This window comes from Paeniglutamicibacter terrestris (assembly GCF_012271785.1).
Lineage (GTDB): Bacteria > Actinomycetota > Actinomycetes > Actinomycetales > Micrococcaceae > Paeniglutamicibacter > Paeniglutamicibacter terrestris.
Genome location: NZ_JAAWVT010000004.1, coordinates 143,641 through 160,152, shown reverse-complemented (window position 1 = coordinate 160,152; position 16,512 = coordinate 143,641). Strand labels below are relative to the sequence as shown.

At 61.6% G+C, this 16,512-nt stretch carries 14 protein-coding genes, 1 tRNA gene and 1 other RNA gene; 11 read left to right on the top strand and 5 right to left on the bottom strand.

Annotation, left to right across the window (positions count from 1 at the left end; genetic code table 11):
* The first annotated feature begins 689 nt into the window (after positions 1–689).
* Genes HED64_RS10565 through HED64_RS10555 form a run of 3 tightly spaced genes read left to right on the top strand, consistent with a single transcriptional unit; the run spans position 690 to position 6,038 of the window.
* A complete protein-coding gene (locus HED64_RS10565) occupies positions 690–2,570 on the top strand; it encodes a BCCT family transporter (RefSeq protein ID WP_168151967.1) in 1,881 nt (626 codons plus the stop codon).
* Positions 2,571–2,625: 55 nt separating this feature from the next.
* Positions 2,626–3,519, top strand: a complete 894-nt coding sequence (gene purU, locus HED64_RS10560; RefSeq protein ID WP_168152113.1) for a formyltetrahydrofolate deformylase — start codon at positions 2,626–2,628, stop codon at positions 3,517–3,519.
* 26 nt (positions 3,520–3,545) lie between these two features.
* Positions 3,546–6,038 carry a GcvT family protein gene (locus tag HED64_RS10555; protein ID WP_168151966.1) on the top strand — a complete coding sequence of 831 codons (2,493 nt, stop codon included), beginning with the start codon at positions 3,546–3,548 and terminating at the stop codon, positions 6,036–6,038.
* A gap of 28 nt (positions 6,039–6,066) precedes the next feature.
* Here the strand turns inward: HED64_RS10555 and recR are convergent, their stop codons facing one another.
* From recR to HED64_RS10530, 5 genes are all read right to left on the bottom strand, one after another.
* Positions 6,067–6,729, bottom strand: a complete 663-nt coding sequence (gene recR, locus HED64_RS10550; protein ID WP_168151965.1) for a recombination mediator RecR — start codon at positions 6,727–6,729, stop codon at positions 6,067–6,069.
* A 92-nt stretch (positions 6,730–6,821) separates the two neighbouring features.
* Entirely contained in the window at positions 6,822–10,250 is a 3,429-nt protein-coding gene (locus HED64_RS10545; protein WP_168151964.1) for a DNA polymerase III subunit gamma and tau, read from the bottom strand.
* Complete coding sequence (gene gluQRS / locus HED64_RS10540) at positions 10,247–11,167, bottom strand: tRNA glutamyl-Q(34) synthetase GluQRS (protein WP_168151963.1); 921 nt, start codon at positions 11,165–11,167, stop codon at positions 10,247–10,249. Before gluQRS ends, HED64_RS10545 begins: the two co-directional genes overlap by 4 nt.
* Positions 11,168–11,229: 62 nt before the next feature.
* Positions 11,230–11,326: signal recognition particle sRNA small type (gene ffs / locus HED64_RS10535), an RNA gene on the bottom strand.
* 54 nt (positions 11,327–11,380) lie between these two features.
* The gene (locus HED64_RS10530) at positions 11,381–12,688 is read right to left on the bottom strand and encodes an HNH endonuclease signature motif containing protein (protein ID WP_168151962.1); all 1,308 of its coding nucleotides are present in this window, start codon (positions 12,686–12,688) and stop codon (positions 11,381–11,383) included.
* 448 nt (positions 12,689–13,136) lie between these two features.
* Between HED64_RS10530 and HED64_RS10525 the strand changes: the two genes are divergently transcribed.
* From HED64_RS10525 to HED64_RS10490, 8 genes are all read left to right on the top strand, one after another.
* Positions 13,137–13,221, top strand: a tRNA-Ser gene (locus HED64_RS10525).
* Between the two features lie 291 nt (positions 13,222–13,512).
* Positions 13,513–13,695, top strand: a complete 183-nt coding sequence (locus tag HED64_RS10520; RefSeq protein WP_168151961.1) for a hypothetical protein — start codon at positions 13,513–13,515, stop codon at positions 13,693–13,695.
* Positions 13,692–14,168 carry a hypothetical protein gene (locus HED64_RS10515; protein ID WP_168151960.1) on the top strand — a complete coding sequence of 159 codons (477 nt, stop codon included), beginning with the start codon at positions 13,692–13,694 and terminating at the stop codon, positions 14,166–14,168. Before HED64_RS10520 ends, HED64_RS10515 begins: the two co-directional genes overlap by 4 nt.
* Positions 14,165–14,467, top strand: coding sequence for a hypothetical protein (locus HED64_RS10510; protein WP_168151959.1), 303 nt, complete (start codon positions 14,165–14,167; stop codon positions 14,465–14,467). The genes HED64_RS10515 and HED64_RS10510 overlap by 4 nt, the downstream gene beginning before the upstream one ends.
* The gene (locus tag HED64_RS10505) at positions 14,464–14,700 is read left to right on the top strand and encodes a hypothetical protein (RefSeq protein ID WP_168151958.1); all 237 of its coding nucleotides are present in this window, start codon (positions 14,464–14,466) and stop codon (positions 14,698–14,700) included. Before HED64_RS10510 ends, HED64_RS10505 begins: the two co-directional genes overlap by 4 nt.
* Positions 14,697–14,984 (top strand): hypothetical protein, encoded by a 288-nt coding sequence (locus tag HED64_RS10500; protein WP_168151957.1) that lies wholly within the window; start codon positions 14,697–14,699, stop codon positions 14,982–14,984. The genes HED64_RS10505 and HED64_RS10500 overlap by 4 nt, the downstream gene beginning before the upstream one ends.
* Positions 14,981–15,187 carry a hypothetical protein gene (locus tag HED64_RS10495; protein WP_168151956.1) on the top strand — a complete coding sequence of 69 codons (207 nt, stop codon included), beginning with the start codon at positions 14,981–14,983 and terminating at the stop codon, positions 15,185–15,187. The genes HED64_RS10500 and HED64_RS10495 overlap by 4 nt, the downstream gene beginning before the upstream one ends.
* A 23-nt stretch (positions 15,188–15,210) precedes the next feature.
* A complete protein-coding gene (locus HED64_RS10490) occupies positions 15,211–16,401 on the top strand; it encodes a tyrosine-type recombinase/integrase (RefSeq protein WP_168151955.1) in 1,191 nt (396 codons plus the stop codon).
* The last annotated feature ends 111 nt before the right edge of the window (positions 16,402–16,512 follow it).

Here is a 16,512-nt window from a genome sequence, read left to right as displayed (position 1 = left end):
CGGGGGCTCGTTACCCAGTATCCGGTGTGGCTCTTTGACGTGGATGTCTCCGTCGAGAGGCACGGAATCGCATCGATAAAATCATGGCGGCCGAAGTCTCTGTGGGGCTGCTCGGAGGGGTTTACCCAGCGATTCCTGGGGCGATATCCCAGCCCCAGGTGAAGTCGCATCCCTGGTTGAGGGGTCGAGCGATTATTTTTCCAGCATGACGATCGTCTTATTTTGCACGCCCGCTTCATGGGCCAAAAAACCCTTGACTTTTGTTCGTGACGTGAGCCACGATTGTTGCTCGAGACGCATGCTGTTGATTTATGCGAAACTATTTGACCACTTTTGATGCCCCACCAGCTTTGGAAACGGACGAGACGAGTGCGAGGTAGCGGATGCAGGCTGAGTCACAGCTCACGGGCAGAAGATCTGGAGTGCAGTCGATATAGCCTCCGACTAAATGCGAGCCACGACAGTTTGCTTGCGGACCGAGGAGCTCGGGCAAAATACCGCCCCGACTTTGCCGTTCGTTTTCATCAATAAGAACCCTGCGGACGATGCAGCAATCGTGAATTGAAAAACCTCCCAACAACTGACCCCTCTGCCCGAACAACAACCCGGCGAAAGGCGCATCGCTTCCACCCCACGGCACCACCTGGCTCCAAAGACGCAACTCGCATCCCCAGTCAAAGGAAAATCCCATGGCAGTGAACACCGACGAACACATGTCCGACGAACCGGACGGCCCGGACACAGAACTGGCTGAAGACCCGGAAACGGTGCTTCCACCTCCCGATGACACCGCGATTCTGCAGGAGTTAAAGGACAGCGAATTGGAGCGGAAGGCAACTCGCATGATTCCGCGATTGCCCGAGGGTTTGGACAAAGTGACCTTTGGTGTTGCTGGGGTGTTTGCGCTCGCCTTTGTCATCTGGGGGCTAGTAAACACCGATTCTCTCTCGTCCGCCTCTAACGCGGCGCTCTCCTGGGTCACCGAAAACACTGGCTGGTTCTTTGTCTCCTTGGCCTCCTTCTTCGTAATTTTCGTGCTGTGGCTGGCGCTGGGACGATTCGGAAACATCCCATTGGGCCGCGACGGTGAGAAACCCGAATTCCGCACTATCTCCTGGATATCCATGATGTTCAGTGCCGGAATGGGCATCGGACTGGTCTTCTACGGCGTTGCCGAACCTCTTTATCACTATGTCTCCCCGCCACCGGGAACTGTAGATGGGAGCACCCCCGAGGCCATCCAGACGGCCATGGCAACCTCCATCTTCCACTGGAGTATCCACCCGTGGGCGATGTTCGCGGTGGTCGGCATAGCGATGGCGTACTCCACCTTCCGGCTCGGACGTCGTCAGCTGATCTCCTCGGCTTTCACCTCGTTATTCGGGGCTAAGGTCGACGGTCCCGCGGGCAAAATTGTCAACATCTTGGCCATCTTCGCCACGCTTTTTGGCACTGCCGCCTCACTGGGTCTCGGGGCCATGCAAATCGCCAGCGGCGTTGAATTTAATGGCTGGGTAGGAAAAGTCGGTTCGCCCGTGCTGGTCGGGGTCATCACGATACTGACCGTCGCCTTTGTGCTCTCCGCCATCTCGGGCATTTCCCGCGGCATTCAATGGCTGTCGAACATCAACATGGTCCTGGCCTTGCTGCTGGCGGTACTGGTCTTCGTGCTGGGGCCCACGTTGCTGATTCTTAATCTGATCCCTTCGGCCATTGGTGACTTTGTCCGAGATCTACCCACCATGGCTTCGCGCACCGAATCGGCCGGCGACGAAGCTGTTCGGGAATGGATGTCCAGCTGGACCATCTTCTACTGGGCATGGTGGGTATCTTGGGCGCCGTTCGTGGGCATGTTCATCGCACGAATTAGCCGCGGACGTACTATCCGCCAATTTGTTACCGGCGTGCTGTTGGTTCCGAGCCTGGTGTCGGTGATCTGGTTCTCGATCTTCGGCGGAGCAGCATTTGACGTCCAGCTCCAGGCGGAAGCTTCCAATGGGGCCACCGGTTCGATGGTGACAATGGTCGATGGGACACCTTCTATCAACTTCGAGGGCGCCATGTTCGACCTGATTCAGCACTTGGGAGTTTCTCCCGGCGTGACGTTGGCTATCGCCATCCTCGGCATGGTGTTGGTGGGCATCTTCTTCGTCACGGGTGCCGATTCGGCCTCGATCGTTATGGGCTCCCTCAGTACCAATGGACGCATGGAGCCGGCGAAGGGTGTGGTCATTTTCTGGGGCGTGTTGACCGGCGCGGTGGCAGCAATCATGCTGCTGGCCGGTGGAGATGATCCCGGGCAGGCGCTGAACGGACTAAAAAATATCACGATCGTCTCCGCACTACCCTTTGCCGTTGTCATGTTCATCCTGTGCATTGCACTGGTCAAGGACCTGCGTCGTGACCCGTTGGCTTTGCGCAAGAAGTTGGCGGACTCGGTCGTCGAACGGGCCATTCGGACCGCGGTTGACGAACATGGCGGCGTGCCCTTCGAACTGGTGACCAAACACGACTGCACGGACGCCTGTGATGTCGAGGGTCGCTGTCCGGCCCGCGGCAACGAAGCATAAAAATCAGCACAATTCACGGAACACTAGCTAACCAAGGGAGAAAAACGTGTCCACCATGACCAGCGAACCGGTAGCATCACCCGGTGCCCCACATCCGAGCACTGTCCGCTTCATCCTCACCCTCTCCTGCCCCGACAAGCCGGGAATCGTCAGGGGCGTCACTGGATTCCTCGACGACCGTGGATTCGACATCGCCGAGCACCAGCAATTCGACGACCACGTCGGCGGCAGGCTTTTTCTGCGCACCGCAATTTCCGGCGGGGAACCGGGGGAAACCCTCGAAGGGCTGCAAGCCGCGTTTTCACAGTTAGCGGGTGAGTTCGACATGGACTTCACCTTCCACGATGGGCGCGCCCAGCGCGTACTGGTCATGGTCTCGAAATTTGGGCACTGCCTCAACGACTTGATTTACCGCTGGCGCAGCGGAACGCTCGGCGCCGACCTGGTCGCGGTGGTCTCCAATCACGAGGACCTGCGCCCCATGGCCGAGGCCGCTGGGCTTCAGTTCATCCACATCCCTGTCACCGCCGCTACCAAGCCGGCCGCCGAGGAACGGCTCCGGGAAGTCATCAACGAATACCGCGCGGACGTGGTGGTGCTGGCCCGCTATATGCAGGTGCTTTCCAACCAACTGACCAACGCGTTGCATGGACGAGCCATCAACATCCATCACTCGTTCCTGCCCGGTTTTAAGGGCGCCAAGCCCTACCACCAGGCATACGCACGTGGCGTGAAGATGGTTGGCGCCACCGCGCACTACGTCACCGAGTCCCTGGATGAGGGACCAATCATCGAGCAGGAGGTGTTCCGGGTGGACCATGTTCCGGACGCCGATGCGCTGGCGCGGATCGGCCGTGACGCCGAAGCACTAGCCCTAGCCCGGGCCATCACCTGGCATTGCCAACACCGCATCTTGCTGAACAACACCCGCACCGTCGTTTTCCGCTAAACACCCCCCCGAGAAGGAGCTATTCCATGAACCAAGCACCCAGCGTCGTCATCATCGGGGCCGGCATTGTCGGAGCAAACCTGGCCGACGAGTTGGCAGTCCGCGGCTGGACAAACATCACCGTTCTCGAACAGGGGCCGCTGCACTTAGCCGGAGGATCTACCTCCCACGCCCCGGGACTGGTCTTCCAGACCAACGCCTCGAAGTCGATGACCCAGTTTGCCAGTTACACCGTTGAAAAGCTGCTGTCCCTCACGAAGGATGGCACCTCATGCTTCAACCAGGTGGGTGGGCTGGAGGTCGCGACCACCGTCGAACGCCTCGAAGAGCTGAAACGTCGGCATGGATTCGCCACCTCGTGGGGGCTTGAAGCGCGGCTGATTGATCCGGCCGAATGCAAGCGGATCTACCCCCTCATCGATGAAGCGAGCGTGCTGGGCGGTTTACTTGTCCCCTCCGATGGGTTGGCATCCGCCGCGCGGGCCGTCCAGCTGCTGATCGAGAAGTCCACGGCCGCCGGGGTGCGGTTCCTGGGCGATAGCACCGTCACCGCGATCGAGCAGGACGGCGGGAAAGTCACCGGGGTGCGGATCGGGGAGGACGAAGTGATCGCCGCGGACATCGTGGTCTCGTGCGCAGGGTTTTGGGGGCCGGCCATTGGCGAGATGATCGGGATGTCTGTGCCACTGCTGCCCTTGGCCCACCAGTACGTCACCACCGATGCGCTGCCCGAACTCGCCGGGCACAACGAGGGGCCCAACGGGGCGTCGTTGCCGATCTTGCGTCACCAGGACAAGGACCTGTACTACCGCGAACATGGGGATCGGATCGGCATCGGCTCCTACGCGCACCGCCCGATGCCGGTGGGACTCGACACGCTTGAAAAGGTGCCGGCTGAAAACATGAGCGAGCATCAGATGCCCTCACGGTTGGATTTCACCGAAGAAGACTTCACGGCCTCCTGGGCAGACTCCAAGGAGCTGTTGCCGGCCCTGAATGGCGCCTCGATCGGCGATGGCTTTAACGGGATCTTCTCCTTCACCCCGGACGGCGGCCCGCTGGTGGGCGCCGCACCTCAGCTGGAGGGTTTCTACGTGGCTGAGGCGATCTGGGTGACGCACTCCGCCGGTATTGCCCGGGCCGTGGCCGAGCTCTTGATCGATGGGCAGTCCTCGATCTCCCTGCACGAGGGCGAGGTGACGCGCTTCGAGCCGGTGCAAACCACCAAGGAATATGTCTCGGAGACCTCACAGCAGAACTTCGTGGAAATCTACGATATCCGCCACCCGCTGGAGCCGCGTAGATCACCGCGAGATCTGCGCTCGAGCCCCTTCCGCGCCCGGCAGGACGAACTAGGCGCCTTCTACCTTGAATCCGCCGGCTGGGAGCGGCCGCATTGGTTCGAGGCCAACCGGCAGCTACTGTCGAAGCTGCCCGATGAATGGCGTTCCCCGCAGCGTGATCAGTGGTCCAACCAGTTCCACTCGGAGATCTCCGCGGCCGAGGCGCATCGCACGCGCACCGCCGTGGCCATGTACGACATGACTCCGCTGAAGCGTCTGGAGATCACCGGCCCCGGAGCCCTGGCACTGCTGCAGAAACTGAGCACCGGCAACATCGCGAAGAAGCCCGGGGCCGTGACCTACTGCCTGTTGCTGAACGCGGACGGCGGGATTCGTTCGGACGTGACCGTCGCGAGGCTGGGAGAGGAACGCTTCCAACTGGGGGTGAACTCAAACATCGACTTTGACTACTTCACGATTGAAGCGCGCCGAGCGGCCGCGGCGGACCCGGGGGCGTGGGCCCACGTTGTGGACATCACCGGGGCCACCTGCTGCATCGGGCTCTGGGGGCCGCTGGCCCGCGAGGTTATGGCCAAGGTCAGTACAAACGACTTCTCCAACGACTCGTTGAAGTACTTCCGCAGCGCCGAGGTGGTCATCGGCGGGATTCCGGTCACCGCGATGCGCCTGTCCTACGTCGGTGAGCTCGGCTGGGAGCTTTACGCCAGCGCCGAGACCGGGCAGAAGCTCTGGGACGTGCTCTTCGCCGCGGGACAAGAACACGGGATCATCGCCGCCGGACGCGGCGCGTTTAATTCCCTGCGCCTAGAAAAGGGCTACCGGCTGTGGGGCACCGACGTGACCCCGGAGCATCACCCCTTCGAATCGGGTCTGGGGTTCTCCATCGCCAAGGATAAGACCGGCTTTGTGGGGGCAGAGGCCGTGGATGTCCTGCGCAACACGCCCTCAACGCGGGCGTTGCGCTGCCTGACCATCAACGATGGGACATCGATGGTGCTCGGCAAGGAGCCGGTATACCTCGACGGTGCCCCGGCCGGATACGTGACCTCGGCGGCCTACGGCTACACGGTGCGCACACCGCTGGCCTACGCCTGGCTGCCGGCTTCCACTGTGGAGGGGGACCAGGTCGAGATCGAGTACTTCGGCCGCCGGATTCCCGCGACGGTAGCGGCGGATCCGCTCTTCGACCCGAAGATGGAACGCCTGCGCGGCTAGCGAAGTAGGGCGCGCCCAGCGGGGCTGCCTAGGAAGCGGAAATCGGTTCCGAGGTGGTGCGTGGGGTGCGCACCAGGGGAGCGACGGGGGCCGTCGGAGCGGTATTGCGGCGGCCCTCGATGGCACGGGCCAGGGTGACCTCGTCGGCGTACTCGAGGTCCCCGCCCACCGGCAGGCCGGAGGCCAAGCGGGAGATCTTGATGCCCAGTGGACGCAGCGTGCGCACCAAATAGGTGGCGGTGGCCTCGCCCTCGAGGTTCGGGTCGGTGGCCAGAATGATCTCGGTGATGCGCTCGTCGCCCAAGCGGGTGATCAGTTCACGGATGTGCAGCTGCTCCGGGCCGATGCCATTAATCGGATTGATCGCTCCGCCCAGCACGTGGTACCTCCCGTTAAAGGCGCGGGAACGCTCGATGGCCACCACGTCCTTCGACTCCTCAACCACACAGATGATCTCATCACTGCGGCGTTCGTCGCGGCACAAGGTGCAGGTCTCGGCCTCCGAGACGTTGAAGCAGATGGTGCAGAACTTCACGCGTTCCTTGACCACGGAGATGGCCTCGGAGAGGCGCTTCATGTCCTCGGCGTCCGCCTCCAGGATGTGGAAGGCAATGCGCTGGGCCGACTTGGGGCCGATGCCCGGGAGCCTGCCCAATTCGTCAATCAGTTCCTGAACTGCGCCTTCGTACACTTGGATTCACACTGCCTAATCTTGCTGTTCCTTGCAATTACGTACCGTGAAGCAGACACTACACGCTCACTCCGACGCTAGACGTGGGTGGATCAGCGCGGCCGATTGGGGCGCTCGATCACCGTGCCGTGCGCATCGCGTTCCTCGATGATTCGGCCATTAAGGAGCCGTTCGATGGCCGGGACACCGATCAACGAGGAATCCTCAATCTCGATGTCGTCGTCACTGGGGACAAACTCTGTATCCTCCGATACTACCGGAGCAGCGGGTGCCGGAGCGCTGGGAGTGGGGGCCGGAGTTGTCCGCGGACGGGCGAAATCCGGGGCATCTGCGGGGTTGCCCCAGGCACCCGCGGCCGGGTCGGTGGTGATCGGGATGTGCGCCGGTCGCGGAGCGGCATCAACAACGCCGTTGGCCCGGTTCATGAGCCGCTGGTAACGCGATAACTTGCCACCATTGGCCGGTGCACCGGCACCCGAGGAGGACGCCGGAGCGGAGGTACTTACCTGTTCCGGTGCCTGTACGGGCATGCCCCACGTGGCCGCGGAGGCACCCGGAGGAGGCGCCACCGGACGGTCGGCAGCACCGTAGGACGGGGCCGGAGCCACATATCCCTTGGGCGTGACAGGTGGTGGGGCAGCCGGCAATGAAGCATTGTTAGCTGGCGGTGCGGCAGGCTCCGGGGCTGCGGCCTCGGAATTTCCGGGCACGAAGGAGCCAGCTTCTGATTCCCATTCGGGCACCGGTACCGAAGAGGCATCCCAGTCTCCGCCGCCGTCGTCCCATGGCTCCGAATCCCAACTGGGTTCCTCGCCGTAGCCCGGATCATCGGAAACGGCCTCGTTGGCGACCTGCGTGGGCGCGGGTTGCGGTGCTGGAGCTGCGGGTGCCTCGAGACGTTGCGGTGCTGGAGCTGAGGGTGCCTCGACACGTTGCGGTGCCGGCGCAGCGGGCGTCGTGACAGCTGCTGGTGCGGGAGCTACGGGCGCAGGCGCCGCAGGGACCTCGGATGCCGAGGGTGCTTGAACCGGGGCATGCACAGGCTCGGCCGCTACACGTTCGGGTCCGGCGGGCTCACTGGAAGGGGCATGGGCGGCATACTGCTGTGGTGCGTTGTGCGCTGGACCAGTGGTCACCGCCGGCTCGGGCCGGCGATCAACTTTTGGGCCAGAACCACCCGCGGGTGCGGACCCTCCCGCTGCGATGACCAGTTCAATATTGGTGCCCAGTACCTTTTGGATGCTGTGCGCCAGAACTGCGACGTTTTCCTGCCGTGCGGTGAATGCCGTCATGGCCCCCGTGTGGGCAAAGCTGACGGTTAAGGTGCGGCCGTCGAAGCCCGTCACCGAGGCATTAGGCGCCACCATCATCCAGAGGAACTTCTTGTTGGTCTTAAGTTCCTCGAGGATGTCGGGCCAGGCTCGGCGGAACATTTCCACCGATCCGGTGCCACCGGGCTGCGCGGGGCGAGCCTGCGTTGGTGCCTGTTGCTGCGGCGGCATATGGCCCTGCTGCTGAACAGGAGGTTGTTGACGCTGTACCGGGGGCTGGGCAGCCGCTGGTCGCTGACCCTGTTGCTGCATGTTCTGCTGCGCCGCGGGAGAATGCTGTTGCTGTTGCTGTTGCTGTTGCTGTTGCTGTTGCTGTTGCTGTTGCGCTGCACGCTGTTCGGCAGCAGCACGTTCTTCCGTGGCACGCTGCTCTGCTGCGGCGCGTTCCGCGGCAGCACGTTCGGCAACGGCTCGCTGTTCGGCGGCTGCCTTTTCTTGCGCTGCCCGTTCGATCGCTGCCTGTTCGGCGGCTGCGCGTTCGCGTTCTGCCTGATCTGCTCGAGCCTTCTTGGCAAAGTCGGCCATGGCCTGATTCTGCTGGATCGGCGCGGGCTCAGACGCTGGTGCTGGCGCAGCCGGGGCACTCTCAACGTCATCTTCCGGGCCGCGATCGGGCAGGATGCTAAACGGCGGAACATCAGCAGGCGGGTGCACCGGAGTGCCCTGTGCCGGTGAAACCGGTTCGGTCACTGGATTGCTGGGTCCCTCGTCCACGGGGCCCCAGGTGCCACCCCAATCGGCGGGATTCGGTGTCGAATCCTCAACGGTTGGTGCTGGTTCAACCGGTGCCGCACTGGCCACCGGTTCGGGGTCGGTAACCGCGGGTGCTGGGGCTTCCTGGGTCTGCGGAGCCGAAGCCTCGCTCGGGGCAACCGGAGCTTCTGCCGCACCGCCGACCTTCTGTGCGCGGGCAGCGCGCAGGGCTTCACGCACTGCTGCGGCACCAGCCCCGGCGTTTTCTCCCTCGTAGCCGGCGGAGGCAGCCTGTCCACCATCGCTGGAGGACATCGGCGGAATCTCGTCTCCGGCAAAGGATAGTCGGCGTTCGACGCGATCCATGCGCGCGTTAAAACCGCGTTCGGTGGCATCGGAAGCGGGCAACAGCAGGCGAGCGCAGAGTAACTCGAGGTGCAAGCGTGGTGAGGTAGCGCCGCTCATTTCGGTGAGTCCGGCGTTGGTCACATCCGCCCAGCGGCTGAGCTCGGCCTGGCCGAGTCCCGCGGCCTGGGCCTGCATGCGGTGCAGCTGATCTTCGGGTAGCCCACGAATGATCTGCGCCGCGTTTTCGGGCACTGCCCGCACAATAATCAGGTCGCGGAAGCGCTCCAGCAGGTCCTCGACGAATCGTCGCGGGTCGTGCCCGGTCTGCACCACGCGGTCAACTGCGGCAAAGACGGTGGCTGCGTCGCCCGCGCCCAGCGCGTCGACCACATCGTCAAGGAGTGTCGCGTGGGTGTAGCCCAGCAGGGAAACGGCCAACTCGTAGTCCAGGCCATTGGGTCCGGCGCCAGCAATCAGCTGGTCAAGGACGGAAAGTGAATCGCGGACGGATCCGCCACCGGCGCGGATGACCAAGGAGAGCACACCGGGTGCCGCCTCGACACCCTCGGCGGTGCACAAGTACTCGAGGTACTTGATCAGCGGTTCGGGCGGCACCAGCCGGAACGGGTAGTGGTGGGTGCGCGAACGGATCGTCCCGATGACCTTGTCGGGCTCGGTCGTCGCAAAAATAAACTTGATGTGTTCCGGCGGCTCTTCGACGATCTTCAACAGCGCGTTGAAACCCGCCGAGGTGACCATATGGGCCTCATCGATGATAAAGATCTTGTAGCGATCACGCACCGGGGCAAAGGTGGCGCGCTCGCGTAGGTCTCGGGCGTCATCAACGCCACCGTGAGAGGCCGCGTCAATCTCGATCACGTCGAGGGAACCCGGGCCGCCACTGGCTAGTTCAATGCAGCTAGGGCAGGTGCCGCACGGGGTCGGTGTCGGACCCTGGGCACAATTTAGGCAGCGGGCAAGGATGCGGGCAGAAGTGGTCTTGCCACAACCGCGCGGACCCGAGAAGAGATAGGCATGATTGACCCGGTTTTTTTCCAGGGCCGTCATCAGCGGCGTGGTGACATGTTCCTGCCCGATCACGTCCGCGAAATTGTCTGGACGGTAGCGACGGTAAAGAGCTGTACTCACGATGGCCACCCTATCGGTTTTCCGGTGCCAACGGCATTCGGATCGGTTGAGAATACCCACGGGTCGGTGGGCAATAATGCGGGGTCAAAGGCCGTCAGCGCCTCCTGAAGCGAGCCCGTGGGCAAGCCCAGTGAGGTAAGAATCATGGCCCGGGCGGATTCTACGTTGATGCCCGATGCCGCCAGCTGGGCCAGCGTGACGGCACCATCACGTTTGGCCAGACGTCTTCCCTCGGCGTTCAGTGCCAGCGGGACATGGGCATACGTTGGCGGCTGGTAGCCCAGTAGCTGCGCCAAGTACGACTGCCGTGGGGCTGAGGAAAGTAGGTCATCGCCACGGACAACCTGATCGATGTTTTGCGCCCCATCATCAACGACCACTGCCAAATTGTAGGCAGGGACCTCATCGTTGCGCAGCACCACAAAGTCATCAACGACGCCCGTATATGAACCGTGCAACTCGTCGTGGACCGTGAAGCTGTCCACCTCGGTACGCAGTCGAAGGGCGGACGGGCGCAACTCGCGCTTTGCGGCTTGATCCGCCTCAGTGAGGTTTCGGCAAGTCCCGGGGTAGGTGCCGGGGGCGCCATGCGGAGCGCTGGAAGCTTCGGCGATGTCGCGACGGGTGCAGAAACATTCATAGAGCAGGCCTCGAATGCGCAGGTCCGAGATGGCCTGGGCATAAAGCTCGGAACGTTCGGATTGCCTGACGATCTCGCCGTCCCAGGAAAGTCCCATGGCCGCGAGGTCGGCAAGCTGGAGGGATTCGGCGCCGGCGCGGGCCCGGTCAAGATCCTCGACCCGCATCAGGAACGTGCGGTGGGTTGAACGGGCGAAAAGCCAGGCCAAGATCGCCGTTCGGAGGTTACCAAGATGCAGTTCCCCTGACGGGCTGGGGGCAAACCGTCCGGCACCCATGAACTACTCCTTTTCGCCCTTCGGCTCCGCGAAGAAATCGGTCATCAATTCCCCGGGCAGATAGTAAAGGCCCCTCATGCACCTGCCAGAGCCCATCTACCCTTGCTACCTTCCGGTCCTGGGGGAGTTCAACAGGATGACACCACATGAGGGGCCGACAAGTAGTCTACCCGAGGTAGGCCCCTGCCCCGAAATCCACTTTCTTGGAGCCACTCACGGCACCTCTTCGGGGCCAGCTGGAGGCTCCGGAAATCCCGGAATATTATCTGTTTCATCCCAGCCGAGGAGGCGCCGCGTGGGGGCATCGATGCTGACTCCGGGGAGCATTAACTGGATCGGCGGCGAGTCTGGATTCAATGGACGTGGATAGAGCAAGCCGTCGGGTAGCTCCAGCTGAGTCACGCCATGGGGCGTGCGCCACTGCAGCGAACCGTTGCCAAGATGGACGACCTGCCAGCCCAACACGTGCTTGTAGATCTGATGCCTTTTGCACAAGAGCTGCGCATTGTGAACCGAGGTTTCCCCGCCCCGACTCCACTCGTCTATATGGTCAAATTCGGAGAGCGCGGGGGGACGTCGGCAACCCGGAAAGCGGCAGTGCTCGTCCCTGACACGCAAAAAATCACGCAAGGCTTTTGACGGTTTGTAGCGCTTGCGGCCCAGATCCAAGATTGAGCCGGTCCATGGGTCAGTCAGTATCGGCTTGAGCGCGGGCGCCTTCACGGCGAGCTTCATGGCAACACCGAGCGGGATCGGCCCGTAGCCCTCTAAATTGGCGATGCCCCGTTCGGGGTTGGTGAGGAGTTCCAACGCCGGAATGGTCAGTCCCACAAATAAAGCAGGTTTCCTCCTCGGCTGACCTGGCCAGCCATCGATGAGGGAATCTCGGAACACGTCGGCACGGAGCTGGCCAAGAGGGCGTTTCTGTTCGCTGGAGAGCAGCAAATTTGCATGGGTCGAGACCGTGTTGAAGATCGTCAGCACGTCCTCTGCCGGCAAGTAGGCCTGCAATACTGCCATTCCGTCTTCTTCAGGCCACCACAACAGGGACCGTCCCATTTCTGCTCGGGATCGACGATCGGCCACGGGCTGAGGATGCAAACGGTCGCGTGCCCGCTTGATGCGCAGCGCCATCGCTGCGTCCGAAGCTGTGGTTGCGGTGGGCAGCAGACTTGCCTCGATCTGTTGGGCGGTTGCTCGGGGGATGCCGCGGGTCTGTTTCACCAACGTGGCCGCCGTGCGGCCGGTAATTTTCCCTGTGTACAAGGCGAAGAGCGAGCGCTCGTGAACATAGCGCAGGCCCTGGGCCACGGCCAAGCGGTTGAACGTGGACCGCTCGGAGGTCCGGGTTGCCATCGCGGCCTCCGCGACAAAGGACGATCGGTTGAGGTCCTGATCTGCGCCCGAGACGGGATACCCGTGCTCCTCGATCTCCCGCTTGTAATCAAAAAGTGTGGGGTTCTCTTCCGACAGGGGCGTGGGCATGCCGCGTTGCACCATCTCGCTGGTGTCGGCCAGCAACGTTGATTCCAATCCGTCGAGCATCGCCCTGATCCGGCCAAGTTCTCGGAGCTGAATGAGGCCTTGGCCCGGGTTTTGGGGGCATTGCATCGATGTGAGCTTCGCAACGGCCAGCATCAGGGGATTTCGTTCTAGTTGTCCCTCGATGCAGGCTGTCCATGCACCATCCAGCCCAGCATAGTATCGAGCTCCGGGTGGTGGGGCGCCGCAATCCTCGGGCCCTGAAATGCTTTGATGTTCGGCGAACTTACCCATGTTCCAGTACAGCGCGGGGCAACTAGGTGTGATTCATTTCCGGTGCTAACTGTGGAATCGAGAACTTTCGTCTGGAGTGGTGTGGGGGAAGGTGGCGCTTTGGCCGCAAGGTTATTCGGACGGGGTGTTTTGATGCCGATTAGTTGTCACCAAAAATGTCCGCTATGCTAGAACCTGCTCTTTGGAGCAAGCTGGAGGATTCGCCTAGCGGCCTATGGCGCACGCCTGGAACGCGTGTTGGGTTAACGCCCTCAGGGGTTCAAATCCCCTATCCTCCGCAACGAACACCCCCGGAATCATCACGATTTCCGGGGGTGTTTTTTTGTTGTGCTGACTTAACCCTTGTTACTGCTGACTTTTGGTGCCACACTGTTGGTATCCAACCGAAAGTTAACCGAGAAGGGCATGACAATGAACCGACTAGAGATAGTCCTGGTAGCACTTTTCGTAGTGTGGCCCATCGTCTCCGTAGCCGCAGCGCTCTGCGTCGGCAAGCTGATCGCAGCCGGACACGCAAGCTCAGACCTTGACATTGATCTTCTGACTACCAACCTAGTGAGTGATGGTCGATGAGCGCTCAAACAACCGAATCCCAGACGACACCCGATGCAGACCAGTTGCTCATCAAGAAATTGCGTCAAGACATCGAAGCGCTCGTGGCAACCATCGAGCGGATCCGCGTTATCGCCGATACGGAAGTTCCGCCAGCCGGTCGCGCGTTCATCATCGAAGCCATTGGAGAAAACCTATGAGCACCCCACTGCCTGACCCAACCGGCAAGCCTGCCGATGCGCTAATGCTCGACAGCGCGAAGAGCACGCCAACTGGGTTTGACATCCAGATGCACGCAGGCGGGCCGAAGACTCAAGAGACGCTGATCTTCATTGCCGATTCCATGCGCGGTGCATTGGATGAATATGAAGCCCCGAACTACTTGGAAATGAAGCTACAGGCAAGCGACGGAAAGAAATATGTGATGACGCTCCAGCGCCAAGGCGATGCCGTCACGCCACATGAGGCGCGGCGGGAAGCAGAAGCCCGCGCCGACGCCGCCGAGAGGGAAATCGCACAAGTGCGACTCTCGGCAATCGGAGAAGCGAACCGTGCCGAAGCTGCCGAGCAGGCCGTGGCGCGTGTGCGGAAGGCGCTGCCGCCGTACAACCAGATGTTGGATTACGTTGTCCCAGCAATTGATATTCTCCGCGCGCTGGATGGTGCGGCATGAGTGAACGCTCCCAGCGAGTCCTAGCCGATTCCGCCCGCCGCCGTAAAGCCGGATTCTTTCAAGACCTAGGATTCAAGCCCGGTGAGCTAAGCGACGGGGAAGAGCTAGCGGTGGAAATTGAATCCCTCGAAGCCACCATTGCGCGAGTGCGCGAGCTGCACAACGCGGACGGCTACCGGACATTTGCCCGGAACCGCGCCACAGGACTACTGCCAGACCCAGACGGGGAAGCCTACTGCACCCACTGCCAGCTCGCCGCCCCCTGCCCAACCATCGAAGCCTTGGGCGGTGCCGCATGAGTACCGAAGAGCCAACCGCACTAGCTTTCTCCCGGCAGGAAATTCGCGCCGGCAAGGCGTCACCCATCACCGAATCCTTGGTGCGCATCATCGACGCCCAAGCCCGAGAGCTTGCCGACGCCAAAGCGCAGCTCGCACGGGTTGAGGCATACCGCGACCGACTGGAATCACAGACCCCGCAGGCCCGCTTCTACGCAAAGGGAATCCAGAAAGCCTTGGACGGTGCCGCATGAGCGAGATTCTGCCACCTGTCGTCCGCACGCTCACCGCCAACGTCATAGAAAAGACCGCCGAGGGCTACGACTTCACCGGATGTGACAGCCGGTCTGCAAGCCACTGCAACTGTGAATCGTGGACGCCCGTTCTCTGCTCATTGTGCGATCAGGAAATTGCAGACGGGCAACTTATCCACACGATCACCATGCCCACCAATCCCTATTTCGACATGCTCAGCATGGATCAGGAATGGGAAGAAACGACATGGCACGTCGAGTGCCCGGAGCCGGAGGAATCATGAGCGACCTTGAAGCGCGGATCGCGGAAGTGCTCGGTGAGCATGCAGTCGGCGCATTTAGTGGCGACTCCACCGGATGCCGGTGCGACCGCGTGTGGCGCAAGAATGCCGACTACCGCGCACACGTCACCACCGCACTCGCTGCCGCACTCGCCCCGGAAGTTGCCGCGGTCTTCGAGTTGTATCTCCGTAAAAACGACATCTAGAACATAGGACCAGGAGACACGTCATGGCATGGATCAAAGAAATTACCCGGAAAGATGGTGGTATTACCTACCGCGTGTCATGGCGCGAGCCAGGCGACGCCAAAGAATCCACACTCACCATCCGCGACGACAAAGGCCGCGCCGAACTAAACGTGCGCCTACTCAACGCCAACGGGCAATCCTTCACCGCAGTGCAGCGTGCCGTCGCCCAAGCCAAAGTTGGCGGCATCAGCGTCCGCGAAATGATCGAACGGCACATCGACCAGCTCACCGACCCCGCCGAGGGCACCATCAATAAATACCGCAAAGCGGTGCCGCTCTACTTCAATGGGCACATCGGCAACATCCCCGTGCAAGCCCTCACCCAGCAAGACGTGAAGGCTTGGATCAAAGAGATGATCAAACGCCCGAGCTGCCGCGGTGGCACCATCTCATCTAAAACCATCAGCAACCAACACGGCCTCCTGAGCGCCGCCATGAATACCGCCGTCAACACACCCGGCATCAAGCTGAAACGGAACCCCTGCCAGGGCGTGAAAATGCCAAGCGACAATCGCACCGAGGAAGTCATGCGATTCATGAGCGCCGCCGAGATAACTGCAATGGCGGACGCCATCAGTCCCGCCCGGTATCGCACCTTTATCCTTTTCCTGCTGGTCACCGGAATGCGATTCAATGAGGCCACCGCGCTACGTCCGGGCGACATCCGCATGGAAGCGGGCCAATGGGTTGCACGCGTAGAGCGAGCATGGAAGAACAAGGGCGACGGCGCGTACTATATCGGCAAACCGAAAACGAAGAAATCCCGCCGTTCGGTATCCCTGCCGCCGTCGATGATGGCGCTCTTGCAGCCGCTCTTGGACAGCTCAGACCCATTCCAGTGCGTGTTCCGCACCAGCACCGGGTCGCCCATCCGGCACTCAACATTCTTCAAATACTGGCGTCGCGCACTCGACGCCCTCAACTACCCAGCCGGCGCGGGTAACCGTCCCCGTATCCACGACATCCGTCACTCGCACGCATCAATCATGCTGGCTAACGGGATGAACATTTACGAGCTGTCGCGCCGCCTGGGCCATGAGTCGATCCAGACGACCATCGACCGGTACTCGCACCTGTCACCAGACGCGAATTTCCGCAGTGCGAATATTGCCGAGGAAGCGATGTCGATCAAGGCGGCACCGATGATCGAGGGCGAGACGACCGCCGCTTAAGTGAATACACCAATGCCTCAATGGGGGTAGGGGCATTGGTGTATCCGCAAATCACCTTACCTCAGCTATTGCAATACCTCACTTCCGAGCGCACGATACAACACACAGACA

Excerpts from the sequence above, each read along its gene's own strand:
- gluQRS (WP_168151963.1), bottom strand. The coding sequence starts at position 11,167 with ATGGGTGCCGGACGGTTTGCCCCCAGCCCGTCAGGGGAACTGCATCTT.
- HED64_RS10565 (WP_168151967.1), top strand. The coding sequence starts at position 690 with ATGGCAGTGAACACCGACGAACACATGTCCGACGAACCGGACGGCCCG.
- HED64_RS10510 (WP_168151959.1), top strand. The coding sequence starts at position 14,165 with ATGAGTGAACGCTCCCAGCGAGTCCTAGCCGATTCCGCCCGCCGCCGT.
- HED64_RS10555 (WP_168151966.1), top strand. The coding sequence starts at position 3,546 with ATGAACCAAGCACCCAGCGTCGTCATCATCGGGGCCGGCATTGTCGGA.
- HED64_RS10505 (WP_168151958.1), top strand. The coding sequence starts at position 14,464 with ATGAGTACCGAAGAGCCAACCGCACTAGCTTTCTCCCGGCAGGAAATT.
- HED64_RS10490 (WP_168151955.1), top strand. The coding sequence starts at position 15,211 with ATGGCATGGATCAAAGAAATTACCCGGAAAGATGGTGGTATTACCTAC.
- HED64_RS10515 (WP_168151960.1), top strand. The coding sequence starts at position 13,692 with ATGAGCACCCCACTGCCTGACCCAACCGGCAAGCCTGCCGATGCGCTA.
- HED64_RS10495 (WP_168151956.1), top strand. The coding sequence starts at position 14,981 with ATGAGCGACCTTGAAGCGCGGATCGCGGAAGTGCTCGGTGAGCATGCA.
- HED64_RS10500 (WP_168151957.1), top strand. The coding sequence starts at position 14,697 with ATGAGCGAGATTCTGCCACCTGTCGTCCGCACGCTCACCGCCAACGTC.
- HED64_RS10520 (WP_168151961.1), top strand. The coding sequence starts at position 13,513 with ATGAGCGCTCAAACAACCGAATCCCAGACGACACCCGATGCAGACCAG.
- purU (WP_168152113.1), top strand. The coding sequence starts at position 2,626 with ATGACCAGCGAACCGGTAGCATCACCCGGTGCCCCACATCCGAGCACT.